Genomic DNA, 14,892 nt, shown 5'->3' with positions numbered 1-14,892 from the left:
AACCAATCCGACCGAAAAGGGGTAAACCACATGTCTCGTCACCCAACACCGCAAGCCACGCGTAGCAACTCCTCGCTGCGCTTCGCCCTGCGCCCCACGGCTATCGCCGTCCACCTGCTGCTGGCCGGTGTAGCCGTCGGCGGCTGGGTCGGCGCCGCACAAGCGCAAACAGCCACTGCCGCCAGCACCCGCAGCTACAACATCCCCGCCGGCCCGCTGAACGTGGTGCTGACCCGCTTCCTCGGCGAGTCGGGCGTGCTGCTGTCCGGCAGCACCGAGCAGGCCCAGGGCAAGCAAAGCCGCGGCGTCCAGGGCAATCTGACGCCCGACGCGGCGCTGGCGGCGCTGCTGGCCGGCACTGGTTTGCAGGCGGTGGCGGATGCGCAGGGGCGGTATGTGTTGCGGGTTGCGCCGGAGAGTAACAGCCGGGGGGAGTCGACGCTGCCGACGGTAACAGTCAAGAGTGACATCCCCACCCAACAGTCTCGCCTTGCCTACTTGTCCAAACGTGCTGCGACGGGCGCATTGGGTACCAAGTCCGTTCTTGACACGCCTTTCTCCATCACAGTTGTGGACAGCTCCGACATAGTCGAGCGCGGAGCCAAGTCAATTGGCCAGATCTTCTTCAACGATCCGTCGGTCTACACGCCTACTCCCTCTTTCAACGTTGACTGGTGGGGAACACGGATACGCGGGTTGCCAGTACGCAATACCTACGTGGACGACATTTCCATGGTGCTGTCCTGGGGAGGCGACTTTCCCACAGAGGTGGTTGATAGCGTTTCGGCACTCAAGGGTTTGACTGGATTCATGTACGGTTTCGGCACCCCAGGCGGTGCATTGAGCTACCAGTTGAAGCGCCCGACTCAAACACCCGAAACCTCGTTGAGCGTCGGTTACCGCAACCCCAAGCTATTCACTGCACACGTAGACACCAGTCATAACATAGATGGTGATCTCGCCATACGCGCGAACTTTGCAACCGAACAGGGTACGGCCTATAACGCCAGCGAAATCAACCGTAACGTGGCATCGCTAGCCGTGGATAAACAGCTCGGAGGCTCACTGCTATGGCAGACCACACTGGTTTATGAGGACAGCGAGATCAAGGGAGAGCCATTCCAGTTTTACCTGAGCGAGTACGATGTCGCCGGAAGTGGCGGTCGCATGCCGACCCCGACCTACGAATATGACAATATCAACATTCACAATGCTTACTATAAGACCGACACACTGCTGGCTTCGACCGGTGTGAAATGGCAGATTGACGATCAATGGGAGTTGGATTACCAACTCGGCTTCTCGCGCAAGAATCACCGCTCGAACAAGGCATTTGCCGATCTGTTGAACGCGGCAGGCGACTACAGCGGGGGGATCTACAACTTCGCGGGCCGGCACGACACATTATTCACCAGGGCAATCGCACCGACTTCGCATAGCCCCAATCAATAACTCTTTAACTTTCATGACCTTGCGAGACCTCTGTTCACATTGTCATAAAGTGTGTAGTTTCCTACCTTTTTGGGCATCCCATGAAGGCAGGAAACATCATGCCGCTGACGCAGGTGTTCGTCTCGATTTCCGACCCGCGCAGCGCGCGGCATGCGCGCCACGACCTGGCCGAGTTGCTGACGGTGGCGGTGTGCGCGGTGCTCTCGGGTGTCGACGACTTCGTCGACATCGAGTTGTGGGCCGAGGCCAAGATCGACTGGTTGCGAGGCTTCATGAAGCTTGAGCATGGCATCCCGTCTCACGACACGATCGGACGCGTGTTCGGCCTGATCGCGCCCGACGAGTTCGAGTCCGCGTTCCGGCGCTGGGTGGGCATGGTGGTGCCGGCGCTGGCCGGGGATACGGTCGTGGCGATCGACGGCAAGACGAGCCGGCGCTCGGGCGGCAAGGGCAGGACCGACGCCAGCCCGTTGCACCTGGTGAGCGCGTTTGCGGCGGGCATGGGCGTCGTGCTGGGCCAGACGGCGACCGCCGAGAAGTCGAACGAGATCACCGCGATTCCCGAACTGCTTGCCAAGTTGGCGATCGAGGGCTGCGTGGTGACGATCGACGCGATGGGCACCCAGACGAAGATCGCCCGCACGATCCGCGAGCGCGGCGCGCATTACGTGCTGTGCGTGAAGGAGAACCATCCGAACCTGCACGACTCGATCTTGTTCGCCGACATCGATCCGCGAGGGCCGCTGACGCCGAGTTCGACCCACGAGACCATGATCAAGGACCACGGCCGCATCGAAATCCGCCGATGCCGCGCCTACGCCGCGATCGACCGCCTCTACAAGTCCGAGGACTGGCTGGATATGGCCAGTTTCGCGGTGGTCGAGCGCATTCGCACCGTGGGCGATCACACCAGCACCGAGCGCGTCTTCTACATCAGCAGCCTGCCCGCCGACGCCGAGCGCATCGCTCGGGCCGTGCGCAGTCACTGGGAGGTGGAGAATCGGCTTCACTGGTGTCTGGATGTGCAGTTTAACGAGGATCAATCACGGGTGCGCAGCGGCTACGCCGCCAACAATTTCGCCATCGTTCGTCACATCGCGATGAACCTGCTGCGGCTCAACACGACGCGCAAGGCGAGCATCAAGTCCAAGCGCATGCTGGCGGCGACGATTGACGAATTTCGCGCCGAGCTGCTTGGGGTTATGACATGAAGGTGCGATTGCCCTGCATTATTCACCCAGGCGATGTGTAACCGGTCACTGAGCGGCGTTCTTTTTCCGCTCGCGCCCACGCGGAACAATCCCTCCCATGTTCATGAGGGAGGAGCCGGCAGTGACTAGGGCGACAGCGACCAACAACAAGTGGCGGCGGCGTAGCCGTCAGGAATGGCAAGCAGTCATCGCGCGGTTTGCCGAGAGTGGCCTGGGGATCGAGCCGTTCTGCACCCGCGAGGGGCTCAGCGAGTCGAGCTTCCGGCGCTGGCGTAGCCTGCTGGGCGAGCCCAGTACGCAGTCCGCCGCGCCGGCGATGGAGCGGATCGGCTTCGTCGACGCCGGCACGCTCAAACTCGGCGGCACGGGTCGCCTCGAGCTCCGACTCGATCTGGGCGAGGGCGTGATCCTTCACCTGTCGCGCGGCTGATGTTCTTCCCCGAAGGCGCGGTCCGGGTCCATGTTTATGGCCAGCCGGTCGACATGCGCAAATCCTTCGATGGCCTGTACGCGCTCACCCGCCAGGCGCTCGGCTGCGATCCGCTGTCGGGCGAGCTGTTCGTGTTCATCAACCGGCGCGGCACGCAGATGAAGGTGCTGTACTGGGACCGCACTGGGTTCTGCGTATGGGCCAAGCGCCTCGAGCAGGGGCGCTTCGTGTCGAACTGGACGCATGTGAGCACGCGTCAGACGGACTGGACCGGGCTCAAGCTGCTGCTCGAAGGCATCGAGCCGGTCCGCTACAAGCGCCGGTTCCGACTGTCCGCAAACGCCGTGCAACCCGCATGAATGCTGGGCTCTACGGTAAAATGTGCGCTATGTCCGCACCGCACTGCACCCCTGTTCCGACCCTTGCCGAGGCCGCCCAGTGGGCGCCCGAGCAGATCGTCGAACTGGCCCAGGCGAACATCGCCTTGCAGCGCGACATGGATGCGATGCGGCTTGAGTTTGCGGCGCTCAAGCATCAGCTCGAGTGGTTCCGCCGCCAGCTCTTCGGCCAGAAGAGCGAGAAACGCGTGGTTTCACCCGACCCGGCGCAGTTGCATCTGGGCGAGCTACCGATCCCCGACACGCAGCCCGATGTCCCCGGCAAGACCGTGGCGGGACACACCCGCCGTGCGTCGCGCACCGACTACGCACAGGACAAGGACGAATCGGCGCTGTTCTTCGACGAGACGCGCGTCCCGGTCGAGACCATCACGCTCGCCAACCCCGAGACCGAGGGGCTTGCCGCCGACCAGTTCGAGGTGATCGGCGAGAAGGTCAGCCATCGCCTGGCGCAGCGCCCGGGCAGCTACGTGATCCTCAAGTACGTGCGCCCGGTCATCAAGCGCCGCGACACGCAGACGATCCACTGCCCAGCGGCGCCCGTCGGGGTGATCGAGGGCAGCCGCGCCGACGTGAGTTTCCTGGTCGGGCTGCTGCTCGACAAGTTCGCCTGGCACCTGCCGCTGTACCGCCAGCATCAGCGCCTGGCTGACGCTGGCATCACGGTCAGCCGCGCCTGGCTCACGCAACTGGCTGCGCAGGCGGCCGCGCTGCTCACGCCGATCTACGAGGCGCAGCTCGCGTCGATCCGTGCCAGTCGCGTCAAGGCCATGGACGAAACCCCGATCAAGGCCGGCCGTGCCGGCCCGGGCAAGATGAAGGCCTGCTACTTCTGGCCGGTGTATGGCGAACTGCACGAGATCTGCTTCCCGTTCTTCGACAGCCGCGCCCACAGCAACGTCGAGAAGGTGCTCGGGCTCAAGCCCACCGAAGGGGGTGTGCTGCTCTCGGACGGCTACGGCGCCTACGAGACCTACGCGAGCAAGACCGGGCTCACGCACGCGCAGTGCTGGACGCACTGCCGGCGCGAATTCATCCACGCAGAAGCGGCCGAGCCAGCGCTGGCGGCCAAGGCGCTCGAGTTCATCGGCGCGCTCTACGCGGTCGAAGCGAAGATCCGCGACGACAAGCTCAAGGGCGAGGCCAAGCGCGAGTACCGGCTCGATCACGCCCGCCCGATCGTGGCGGCCTTCTTCACCTGGGTACAGGAGCGCCTGGACGCGCAGGGGCTGCTGCCGAGCAGCCCGCTGACCAAGGCGCTGATCTACGCGCACAAGCGACGGGCGGCACTGGAAGTGTTCCTGGCCGACCCGGATGTGCCGATCGATACCAACCACCTCGAACGGGCGCTAAGGCCGATTCCGCTGGGTCGCAAAAACTGGATGTTCAGCTGGACCGAGCTCGGCGCCCAGCACGTTGGCGTCGTCCAGAGCCTGATTGCGACCTGTCGGCTGCATGAGCTCGATCCCTACGACTATCTCGTCGACGTACTGCAGCGCGTCGCCCAGCACCCGGCCGCCGACGTCGCGCAGCTCACGCCCAGACTGTGGAAGCAGCACTTCGGGAAAGCGCCGTTGCGCTCGGATATCTCAAGCCGCGCTGCGTAGCAACGACGCCGCTGGGTGAGCGCTTACGGCGATGTTGCAGGGCACAGTATCAGCGTTTGGTATGAAGCATGAGCTGGTTGCGGGCCTTGGTTTGCAGAAGACCGAAACGAGCTACAGCAACTTCAGATATCCGGACAATGATTTCCAAGGCAACATCCATGGGTCCCAGCCCTACCGAGTGAGCCACACACCTGATTTTTCGCTGAATCCCGCAAGACCCGAAGTCGTCCAGAAGAGTGTTTTCCTCAGTGACACCGTCCATTTCAACGAGCGCTGGCAAGCAATTGCGGGTCTGCGCTTCACCGATTATCACAACAAGGCCGGCTACCGAACTCGCGAGACGACGCCAACACTGGCCTTGATCTACAAGCCCGATGCTCAAACCAGTCTCTACGGTAGCTATGTCGAGGGCCTTGAGCCCGGCAGCCGTGTGGGTGACATTTACGCCAATGCTGGAGAGTTGCTGCCTGCGACGATTTCCAAGCAAGCCGAGATCGGCATCAAGGGCCAGGCAAACACGTTTGACTACAGTGCAGCGATCTTCCGGATCGAAAGAGCCAATCAAATTGATGTAGTCAGGAGTGGTGAGCGCTATCGAAGTAAGCGTCCGCCCAATGCCGTCTTCCCTTCAGCGTAGCTGTCGCTGACGATCACCCCCTCGGAGGGGGCACCCAACTTTGTGCCCACAATGGATTTCATGGACACAAATTTGGACCAACGCCCGCATCGCGGCCCGCGCGGCCCATACCGCCGCCATTCGATCGATTTCAAGCGCACCGTCGTCGAACAGTCGCTGCAGCCGGGCGCCTCCGTGTCGCGTCTCGCGCGCCAACACGACGTCAACGCCAACCAGATCTTCGCGTGGCGCAAGGCCTACCAGGAAGGTCGCCTGGGGGTGGCTGCGTTCGTGCCGATCATCCTCGCCGACACCGACGATGAGGACGCGCCCGAGATGCTCGATACCCCAGCGGCCGCGTTCGGTCGGCTGACGATCGAGCGCAAGGGCGCACGGCTGACTGTCGAAGGACGTCCCGACGCCCAGGTGCTCGCGCAGGTTCTCGCGGTGCTGCTGCGGTGATCGTCCCGCCTGCGGGCACGCGGATCTGGATCGCAGCCGGGATCACCGACATGCGGCGCGGCTTCGACGGCCTGGCCGCGCTCGTTCACACCCAACTCCAAGCCGATCCCTTCAGCGGACAGATCTTCGTGTTCCGGGGCCGGCGTGGAGATCGGATCAAGGTGCTGTGGTGGGACGGCGACGGGCTGTGCCTGTTCGCCAAGCGGCTCGAGAACGGTAAATTCGTCTGGCCGCAGGTGACTCATGGGACCGTGGCGCTGACGCCGGCCCAGTTGTCGATGCTGCTCGAGGGCATCGACTGGCGGCGTCCGGTCAGAACGGCGCCGAATCGCGCTGCATAGCGGCTTATAGGAGCTTTTTAGCGTCATTTGGCGGCGTTTGGCGGCATGCTCCGGTATCATGTCGCCATGTCGAACACCCCTGTTTCCTCTCCTGACGAAGTCATCGCCCTGCGGGCGAAGGTGAGCGAACAGGCCGCCGAGATCGAGCACCTGAAGCTGGTGATCGCCAAGCTGCGCCGCATGCAGTTCGGCCGCAGCTCGGAGCAGATGAACGAGATGCTCGGCCAGTTGGAGCTCTCGCTCGAGGAGCTCGAGACCCTGCGTGCCGAGACCCCGGCCGAACCGCCCGCGCCAGCCGATATGCGCGAGGTGCCCCCGCCCCGCAAACCGCTCCCCGATCATCTGCCACGCGACATTGAGGAGCACCTGCCTTCGGCGTGCGACTGCCCAGCCTGTGGCGCCTCGCTCAAGAAGCTGGGCGAGACCGTCAGCGAGATGCTCGAGTACGTGCCGGCGAGCTTCCGGGTGATCCGTCATGTGCGCCCGAAGTTCGCCTGCAGCCGCTGCGACACGATCGTGCAGGCGAACGCGCCCGCGCGACCGATCGCCCGGGGGCTGGCCGGCGCGGGGCTCCTGGCCCATGTGCTGGTCGCGAAGTATTGCGATCACCTGCCGCTGTACCGCCAGAGCACCATCTACGCTCGGGAGGGTGTCGAACTCGAGCGCTCCACGCTGGCCGACTGGGTGGGGCAATGCAATGCGCTGCTGCGCCCGTTGGTCGAGGCGCTGCGCAAGCATGTGCTCTCGGCCACCAAGCTGCATGCCGACGACACCCCGGTGCCGGTGCTCTCGCCGGGTGAAGGCCAGACCCGGACCGGTCGGTTGTGGACCTACGTGCGCGATGACCGCCCTGCAGGCGATGAGACACCCCCTGCCGTGTGGTTCGCCTACTCGCCCAATCGCCGGGGCGAGCACCCGCAACGCCACCTCGCGCGCTTCAAGGGCGTGCTGCAGGCAGATGCCTTTGCCGGATTCGCGCCGCTCTATCTGGGCGGGGCCATCCAGGAGGCCGCCTGCTGGGCGCATGTGCGGCGCAAGTTCTACGATCTGCACAAGGCGCAGGCCTCGCCCCTGGCGGCCGAGGCGCTCAAGCAGATCGGCCTGCTGTACGCGGTTGAAGAGGCGATTCGCGGCAAACCGCCCGAACTGCGCCGGGCCGAGCGGCAGGCGCGCGCTGGCCCCGTGCTGGTCGCGCTACGCGCCTGGTTCGACGCCACGCTCAAACAACTCTCGCAGAAATCGGCATTGGCCGAGGCGATCCGCTATGCGCTCGCCCGCTGGGACGCGCTCGTGCGCTACAGCACCGACGGGCGCATCGAGATCGACAACAACGCCGCCGAACGGGCGCTGCGCACGGTCGCCCTGGGTCGGAAGAATTTCCTCTTCGCGGGCTCCGACGCCGGGGGCGAGCGTGCGGCGGCGATCTACAGCCTGATCGGCTCGGCCAAGCTCAACGGCCTCGACCCCGAGGCCTACCTGCGTCATGTGATCGGCCGCATCGCCGAGCATCCGGTCAATCGTGTCGATGAGCTGTTGCCGTGGAAGGTCGAGCTGAAGGTGCCGGCTCCCGAACAGAAGGCCGCCTGATGAAGTATCCCGCCGCCGACCCGCTGGCAGCGCTCAAGAACGTGGACTGGCTGATCTCAAATGGGGGCCAGATCTCGCTCGGCGCTGTCGGCCCGGTTGAGTGTGCCGCAGTGGCAAGTGACGAGAGTGAATGCCTGGCGATGCTACAGCGCCGCGATGGTGAATCCCTCCACCAGCTTCTGACCCGCCTCGATGCCGCCATCGCCCGCGCATGGAATGAGGGCGAGTTCACCGACGAGATCAACCCGGACTGCTGAATAACTGGCAAGACGGCGATCGTCGGACGCTTACCTATCGAACACAGGATGGGCTGGTGCTGTATCAAGGCGCTGAACTGTCAGGCGCCTATCAATTCACCAGGAGCCTGAGTCTGGGCATGGGCGCAACCTATCTCGATGCCACGATTGATAAAGTCTCCGCTGCCAGTGCCGCGATTGAAGGGAATACGCCCGCGAATGCACCCAAATGGCAGGTCGTCGGCCATGCTCAGTATAAGGTGCCGAACATCTCGGGCCTGTCTATCCACGGTGCAGCGCGCTACTTTGGCGCCACCTACAACGACAACAAGAATCTACTGACAGTACCAAGTCGTACCATAGTCAACGCTGGTTTTAGCTACGATTTCGACGTGCAAGGCCATGCCTTGACACTGATCGGCAACATCAACAACGTGTTCAACAAGAAGTACTGGGCCAGCGGCGGATCGGAGGAGGGATCAAGCAATATCGGCGAGGCACGCAACGTTTCGTTAATGCTGAGGGCGCAGTTTTGAACCTCGTCGAGGACAAAGGACGGATATGGGCAGGGCTCCCGCAGCTACGCATTCATCATTCATCATTCATCGTCATCCTCGTCAGGCGCTTCGAAGCCCAGCAAAGGCGCACGGCTTAGAGATGAGGCCACGGGCCGCGTTGGCTCAGATACCAATCTCACAGCTGGCCTCACCTCGCTTCAGCTGAAGGGATCGGACAGCCGAAACATCTAGGAGTGGGTACCACGCCGTACGCTGAAACTGCGCGCCGACACGCACGTACCGATGTTGCCGAAGCTGCAGGTTGGTACGGGTGTGCGCCGCCAGTCCGACGTTTCGAAAAGCGGCGGTGCGTGGCAAGACGTGTATCTCCTGGCTGACCTCATTGCAGCTTATGAGCTTTCCGAGGCAGCCACCATACGGCTGAACGTCAGCAACATGTTCGAGAAGAAGTACCTGCGGACAGTCGAGTACGGAGCCATCTACGTTACCCCCGCACCGCTTCGATCACGCTGGAATATAAGCTGTGAAGGCTGTAGCAGAGTCATCGTGAGACTTCCGCACGGCATGGCTGGGCACCCCACCCAGCCATGCCGTTCTACATAGTTTGACGGCGCAACCTACGATCCGCGACAATGCGAACAATTCTTACTCTGAAATAAGCCAGCCAACCCTACCCGGGCCAGCCAGCGCTCCCGCATTCCGGAGACACACGTGAGCACCGCTGCCCGCCGCGCCGACCCCATCGCCAACCTTTACAGCGATCACCACGGCTGGCTGCAGGGATGGTTGCGCGGCAAGCTCGGCTGCTCGCAACAGGCTGCCGACCTCGCCCAGGACACCTTCGTGCGACTGCTCGCCGGGCGACGCGAACAGGTGGAAGGACTGCGCGAACCGCGCGCCTATCTCACCACCGTCGCCCGCGGCCTGCTCATCGACCACTACCGCCGACGCGAACTGGAACGCGCCTGGCTGGAAGCACTTGCACATATGCCGGAAGCCGAGACGCCCTCGCCCGAGGCGCGTCATCTCGTCATCGAGTCACTGCTGGAAGTCGACCGCATGCTAGACGGGCTGGCGCCCAGGATGCGGGCCGCCTGGCTGTACAGCCGGCTCGACGGCCTGCCCCACGCCGAGATCGCCGCACGGCTCGGCGTATCGGTTTCCAGCGTGCGCCAATACCTTGCCGAGGCGGCGCGGCATTGCTACCGGCTGCGTTTCGGTAGCCCTGCGTAAAGCCATGCCAAGCAACGTGAGCGCCCGTTCGACGGACGACCGCCCGGTCTCCGACCGGGTGCTGGACGAAGCCATTGCCTGGCAAGTCCTGCTCGACTCGGGCGACGCCTCAGACGAACACCGCGCCTGCCTCATCCGCTGGCTGGAGGCCGATACCGACCACGCCCGCGCCTGGCGCCAGCTCGGCCTGCTGGACCATGGCCTGCACGACCTGCCACGAGACGCTGCGGCACCGCTGCGCGAAACATTGATCACACCGCGCCGTCGCGGCGGTACGCGAGCGGCCGCCGGTCTGCTGTCGCTGGCGCTGCTGGTTGCCGTTGCGGCGGGTGTGCTCGACCGCCACCACCCGCTCGCCGGCTTGCTCGCTGACCACCGCAGCGGCACGGGCGAGCAGCGCAGCGTCGTGCTCCCGGACGGCACCGTCGTCGTCCTCAATACCCGCAGCGCGATCGACCTCGCCTTCGACGCCGATCGGCGTGCCATCGTCCTGCGCCAAGGCGAGATCCATGTGCGCAGCGCACCGGCGAGAGAGGCGGAGTTGCGCCCGCTGATGGTGCTGACGCCGCAAGGCAGTCTGCGCGCACTCGGCACCCGCTTCATCGTCCGCCACGAAGCCGACCTGACCACGCTTACCGTCACCGAATCCGCGGTAATGGCACGCCCCACCGCATGCGACCCTACACCCGCTCAGGCCTGCCCGGCCGAGCGCCGGGTCTCGGCCGGCCACGGCGTTTGGCTGCGCGCCGACGCAGTCGGCGAACCCACGGCCATGCGGCCGGACGCCGACGCCTGGATCGACGGCATGCTGGTGGTCGAGAACGCCGCGCTCGGCGAAGTCGTCGCCGAACTCGCCCGCCATCGAGCTGCACCGCTCACCATCGCGGCCGACGCGGCCGGGCTGCGCGTCACCGGCACCGTTCCGCAGGCCGATACCGAACGCGCCCTGACCGCACTCACTCACGCCCTGCCAGTGCGTCTGGTGAAGCGCGGCGGCGTGTGGCTGCACGTCGAGCGCGAGCGCTGAAGCCGGACGTGCCACGCCGGCGACACGAAACCTGCACCTGCCAGAAAAATTCTTCCGATTCGACTGTCACTTTCGCAACTTCGTCCGGCAGACGGGGAAAGCATCTCGCTCTCCCTTTTCAACGTCTTCGCTGGAGCTTCGCCCGTGCCCCCCCATTCCCCTGTCCTTCACCTTCGCCCCCTCGCCCTGGCCATTGCGTTCGCATTGTTGGGCACCGTACCGACCGCGGTCGTGGCCCAGAGCCAGACCGCATCACCGCATGTCGCGCAGACGGTGCGCGACTACGACCTGCCCGCCGGCCCGCTCGCTGCCACCCTCAACCGCATCAGTCGCGAAGCCGGCATCGCCCTCACCGCAGGCGCCGCAACACTCGAAAACCGCAACGCCGCCGCGGTCCGTGGCCGCATGCGTACCGAACAGGCACTGGAGCGTGCGCTGACCGGCAGCGGCCTGGAACTGGTACCCACTGGACCGGGCAGTTACACCTTGCGGCTAGCCGCGCCGTCGCCCGACGCTGCCATGCTGTCGGCGGTCACCGTCTCGGCCGCGATCGGTACTGCGACTGAGCGCACCGGCAGCTATGTCGCACGTTCAACCTCCACCGCCACGAGACTGGAGCTCTCCCAACGCGACACACCGCAGTCGGTCAGCGTCGTCACCCGCGCGATGATGGACGACTTCAGCTTGACCAATGTGAACGACATGCTCGCCTCGGTAACAGGCGTGAATGTCGAACTGGTGGAGTCCGACCGCACCTACTTTTCGATCCGCGGCTTCGAAGTCAGCAACTTCCTGGTCGACGGCATCGGCCTGCCCTTCGCCACCGGCGATCAACTCGGCGACATCGACACCGCCCCGTACGACCGCGTCGAGGTCCTGCGCGGCGCCAACGGGCTGCTTGCCTCCATCGGCAATCCCGCGGGTACCGTCAACTTCGTGCGCAAGCGCCCCACCCGCGAACTGCAGGCCTCGGCGGCCGTAACGTTTGGCTCTTGGCAGAACCGCCGCATTGACGGTGACTTCTCCTCTGCACTCGATGAGGATGGGCGCTGGCGAGGCCGGCTGATCGTCGCCGCGCAAGAGAAGGACTCACATCTGGACCGCTACTCCCTCGACAAAAAGCTGTTCTCTGCGATCGTCGAGCACGATATCGGCACTGACACGCTGCTGGCCATCGGCCACTCACAACAGCGCAACCGGCCGAAGGGTACGCTGTGGGGCGCCCTGCCACTCAGATACAGTGACGGCACACCCACCCACTACGAACGCTCGGCCAGCAGCGCAGCAAAATGGGCCTACTGGAACAGCGACGACACCCAGACCTTCGCCGAACTGAACCACCGCCTGAACGACCGCTGGCAGGCCAAGGCCACGCTGCTGCGCCGCAGCCTTGAATCGGACGGCGAACTCTTCTATGTGTATGGCACACCCGATCGCGAGACCGGCACCGGCTTGTTCAGTTGGCCTTCGAAGTACGGCCATACCGAACGCCAATGGACAGCTGACGTGAACCTCACCGGCACCGTGGCCCTGGGCGGACACGAACACGAGCTGGTGTTCGGCATCAGCCGCAGCAAGAGCGATAACTGGCTGCATTCGCGCGACGACGATACACATCTGCCACTGACCGAGAGCGAAGTGCTCGCCGGTAGCTTTCCCCGCCCCGCGTTCGACGTCGGATTGAGCGACCATGCCGACTTCGTCAACCGCCGCGACAGCATCTACGCAGCCGGACGCTTCAGCCTCACCTCCGATCTCAAGCTGCTCGCCGGCGCCAACCTGAGCCGCGTCACCAGTTCGGGCGTTCAGTACGGCGCAATACACGACTACCGCGAGACGCGCACCACTCCCTACCTCGGTGTCGTGTACGACATCGACCGCCATCACAGCGCCTACGCGAGCTATGCCGAGATCTTCAACCCCCAGCACCAGATCACCCAGTCGGGCAGCGTACTCGAACCGATCGAAGGCAGGAACCTCGAAGCAGGCATAAAGGGCGAATGGTTCGAGCGCAGACTGAACGGTAGCTTGGCGGTGTTCCGTACCGACCAGAAGAACACGGCGGAATATGATGGTTTCAGTGCCGGACGCTCCTATTACCGCGGCGTAAACGCCAGCTCCCAGGGCTTCGAGATCGATATGGCTGGACGCATCGGATCGACTTGGGACATCAATGCGGGTTACACCCAGTTCAGCCTGAAAGATGAAGACAGCCGCGACGTACGTACCCATGTCCCGCGCGGAACCTTGCGCCTGAGCGCCGTGGCCCGTGTGCCGGGCCTGCATGGATTCAAGGTTGGAGCAACAGTCAAGTGGCAGAGCGAGATCCACCGTACAGAAGCAAGCGCCATCACCAGCCGTCAGGACGCCTACGCGCTGCTCGACTTGATGGCCAGCTACGACATCTCTCCAACGCTTAACGTTACCGCCAAACTCAACAACGCCACGGACCGCAAGTACCTCAGCAGCCTGTTCTGGTCCCAGAGCTTCTACGGCGCGCCACGCAACGCCAGCTTGACCCTGAACTGGAAGTACTGATCGCAATGGGGGTTGTTGCGTCACTCAAAAGCGCCACCCATGGCTGACCTTGACGTCCACCCTATGGCGACCGAGCCAAAGCCTCGCCTGCGGCGGCCTGCAATATGTAACGCCATGTATCAAGTTGCACTTTTTGGGCATGTCAAACGACATGGCTAATAGAGACGTCCGCTCCGCGGAGCGTCATCGGGCACATGCCGCAAGCGCTTCGAACGCGCTCACATAGGGGCCACTGCGACCGACACAAGTGATCCAGCCAAGCGAACCGAAACCGGTTTTGCGCCTTCCCGCTGGTTCGATTGGATGTTCGCCGGAGGCAAGGTCCCACGAGGCAGTTTTTCGCAGCGCCTGCGGGCGCTGCATTTTTTTCGACAGGATTACAGAACCAGCAATGCGATATGGCTGCTCCCTTTTCCGCAGGAACTCTTTGGTGCCCTCCCCAAGGCAGGGGAGCCGGCGCTCAGGCGCACCGCGATGAAGACCGCCGAACGCGGGTCAACCTTCGTTCTGGTCTTGGCGCTGCATGTCGGCGCCGTGGCGTGGGCAACGCACGCCCTCGATCAGAGCCGCTCCGAACTCGTGCAGCCAACCATGCAGGGCGTGCTCGTACCGTCTGACGCCGTCGTACCCCCAACACCGGCCCCCCTCGCACCGCCGCCTCCCGCGCCCGATCCGGAGCCACCAAAGCCTGAACCGCCGAAGCCCAAGCCCGAGACGAAGCGCAAGCCGCTTCCACCGCCACCACCGCTGCCGCCATCGGAGACTGCCATCGAGATTCCGATGGACGAAGCCGAGCCGCCGCCAACGCCGCAGGCGAGCAAAGCGCCGTCGGAGGACGCGTCGACACAGCAGCATCGCCCTCCTCCGACTGGGCAGGCAGGCCCAACGACCGAAACGCCGCTTACGCCTCCACGCGTCGATGCCTCGCATCTGAACAACCCTGCTCCGACCTACCCTCCGCTATCGCGGCGCATGCGGGAAGAGGGGCGAGTGCTACTCGACGTACACATCATGCCGGACGGCTCCGTGGCGGAGGTGAAGCTGCGTGAATCCAGCGGCCACCGCCGGCTGGACGACTCCGCGATTGCGGCAGTGGAACGCTGGCGCTACGTCCCGGCAACACGGGGCGGCAAGCCGATCGCATTCTGGTATGTGCAGCCGGTCATCTTCTCATTGCTCAACTGAATCCAGGCCCAACTCTCACGCCTCCCGGGCGCACCCTTCAAGCAAGGAAAC

The 14,892-nt window shown here is 64.0% G+C and carries 14 protein-coding genes and 1 pseudogene; all 15 read left to right on the top strand.

The annotated features are described in order from the left end of the window. The first annotated feature begins 30 nt into the window (after nt 1-30). The 15 genes and pseudogenes from LQF09_RS09550 (at nt 31) to LQF09_RS09480 (ending at nt 14,841) form a co-directional block, all read left to right on the top strand. Nucleotides 31-1,452 carry a secretin and TonB N-terminal domain-containing protein gene (locus LQF09_RS09550; RefSeq protein WP_270069808.1) on the top strand — a complete coding sequence of 474 codons (1,422 nt, stop codon included), beginning with the start codon at nt 31-33 and terminating at the stop codon, nt 1,450-1,452. Between the two features lie 80 nt (nt 1,453-1,532). Next, nucleotides 1,533-2,663, top strand: coding sequence for an ISAs1 family transposase (locus LQF09_RS09545; protein WP_270068686.1), 1,131 nt, complete (start codon nt 1,533-1,535; stop codon nt 2,661-2,663). A gap of 121 nt (nt 2,664-2,784) precedes the next feature. Further along, nucleotides 2,785-3,093 carry an IS66 family insertion sequence element accessory protein TnpA gene (gene tnpA, locus LQF09_RS09540; RefSeq protein ID WP_333482882.1) on the top strand — a complete coding sequence of 103 codons (309 nt, stop codon included), beginning with the start codon at nt 2,785-2,787 and terminating at the stop codon, nt 3,091-3,093. Then, nucleotides 3,093-3,452: an IS66 family insertion sequence element accessory protein TnpB gene (gene tnpB / locus LQF09_RS09535; RefSeq protein WP_270068870.1), complete on the top strand. Its 360-nt coding sequence runs from the start codon at nt 3,093-3,095 to the stop codon at nt 3,450-3,452. The genes tnpA and tnpB (LQF09_RS09535) overlap by 1 nt, the downstream gene beginning before the upstream one ends. A gap of 29 nt (nt 3,453-3,481) precedes the next feature. Then, nucleotides 3,482-5,098: an IS66 family transposase gene (gene tnpC, locus LQF09_RS09530; protein ID WP_270069126.1), complete on the top strand. Its 1,617-nt coding sequence runs from the start codon at nt 3,482-3,484 to the stop codon at nt 5,096-5,098. Between the two features lie 61 nt (nt 5,099-5,159). Beyond that, nucleotides 5,160-5,735: a TonB-dependent receptor gene (locus LQF09_RS09525; RefSeq protein ID WP_270069807.1), complete on the top strand. Its 576-nt coding sequence runs from the start codon at nt 5,160-5,162 to the stop codon at nt 5,733-5,735. 153 nt (nt 5,736-5,888) lie between these two features. Further along, a pseudogene (locus LQF09_RS09520) lies at nt 5,889-6,176 on the top strand (transposase); the annotation flags it as partial. Continuing rightward, nucleotides 6,173-6,517 carry an IS66 family insertion sequence element accessory protein TnpB gene (tnpB, locus tag LQF09_RS09515; protein ID WP_270068977.1) on the top strand — a complete coding sequence of 115 codons (345 nt, stop codon included), beginning with the start codon at nt 6,173-6,175 and terminating at the stop codon, nt 6,515-6,517. The pseudogene LQF09_RS09520 and the gene tnpB (LQF09_RS09515), both read left to right, overlap by 4 nt. Nucleotides 6,518-6,583: 66 nt before the next feature. Continuing rightward, a complete protein-coding gene (tnpC, locus tag LQF09_RS09510; RefSeq protein WP_270069806.1) occupies nt 6,584-8,104 on the top strand; it encodes an IS66 family transposase in 1,521 nt (506 codons plus the stop codon). Beyond that, complete coding sequence (locus LQF09_RS09505) at nt 8,104-8,361, top strand: hypothetical protein (protein WP_270069805.1); 258 nt, start codon at nt 8,104-8,106, stop codon at nt 8,359-8,361. Before tnpC (LQF09_RS09510) ends, LQF09_RS09505 begins: the two co-directional genes overlap by 1 nt. A 56-nt stretch (nt 8,362-8,417) precedes the next feature. Next, nucleotides 8,418-8,876: a TonB-dependent receptor domain-containing protein gene (locus LQF09_RS09500; protein WP_270069804.1), complete on the top strand. Its 459-nt coding sequence runs from the start codon at nt 8,418-8,420 to the stop codon at nt 8,874-8,876. 693 nt (nt 8,877-9,569) lie between these two features. Continuing rightward, nucleotides 9,570-10,091, top strand: a complete 522-nt coding sequence (locus LQF09_RS09495; RefSeq protein WP_270069803.1) for a sigma-70 family RNA polymerase sigma factor — start codon at nt 9,570-9,572, stop codon at nt 10,089-10,091. Nucleotides 10,092-10,095: 4 nt separating this feature from the next. Further along, nucleotides 10,096-11,118 (top strand): FecR domain-containing protein, encoded by a 1,023-nt coding sequence (locus LQF09_RS09490; RefSeq protein ID WP_270069802.1) that lies wholly within the window; start codon nt 10,096-10,098, stop codon nt 11,116-11,118. Between the two features lie 144 nt (nt 11,119-11,262). Next, nucleotides 11,263-13,656, top strand: coding sequence for a TonB-dependent siderophore receptor (locus LQF09_RS09485; RefSeq protein WP_270069801.1), 2,394 nt, complete (start codon nt 11,263-11,265; stop codon nt 13,654-13,656). Nucleotides 13,657-14,130: 474 nt separating this feature from the next. Beyond that, nucleotides 14,131-14,841, top strand: a complete 711-nt coding sequence (locus tag LQF09_RS09480) for an energy transducer TonB (protein ID WP_270069800.1) — start codon at nt 14,131-14,133, stop codon at nt 14,839-14,841. The last annotated feature ends 51 nt before the right edge of the window (nt 14,842-14,892 follow it).

The sequence above is a fragment of the Thauera sp. WB-2 genome (assembly GCF_027594845.1).
Classification (GTDB): domain Bacteria; phylum Pseudomonadota; class Gammaproteobacteria; order Burkholderiales; family Rhodocyclaceae; genus Thauera; species Thauera mechernichensis.
The sequence above is the reverse complement of the archived record's forward strand: the minus strand, read 5'-3'. Positions and strand labels throughout refer to the sequence as shown.

Coding starts and splice junctions, on each gene's coding strand:
- LQF09_RS09525 (WP_270069807.1), top strand. CDS start 5,160: ATGAAGCATGAGCTGGTTGCGGGCCTTGGTTTGCAGAAGACCGAAACG.
- LQF09_RS09505 (WP_270069805.1), top strand. CDS start 8,104: ATGAAGTATCCCGCCGCCGACCCGCTGGCAGCGCTCAAGAACGTGGAC.
- LQF09_RS09545 (WP_270068686.1), top strand. CDS start 1,533: ATGAAGGCAGGAAACATCATGCCGCTGACGCAGGTGTTCGTCTCGATT.
- tnpC (WP_270069806.1), top strand. CDS start 6,584: ATGTCGAACACCCCTGTTTCCTCTCCTGACGAAGTCATCGCCCTGCGG.
- LQF09_RS09490 (WP_270069802.1), top strand. CDS start 10,096: ATGCCAAGCAACGTGAGCGCCCGTTCGACGGACGACCGCCCGGTCTCC.
- LQF09_RS09550 (WP_270069808.1), top strand. CDS start 31: ATGTCTCGTCACCCAACACCGCAAGCCACGCGTAGCAACTCCTCGCTG.
- tnpC (WP_270069126.1), top strand. CDS start 3,482: ATGTCCGCACCGCACTGCACCCCTGTTCCGACCCTTGCCGAGGCCGCC.
- LQF09_RS09480 (WP_270069800.1), top strand. CDS start 14,131: ATGAAGACCGCCGAACGCGGGTCAACCTTCGTTCTGGTCTTGGCGCTG.
- tnpB (WP_270068870.1), top strand. CDS start 3,093: ATGTTCTTCCCCGAAGGCGCGGTCCGGGTCCATGTTTATGGCCAGCCG.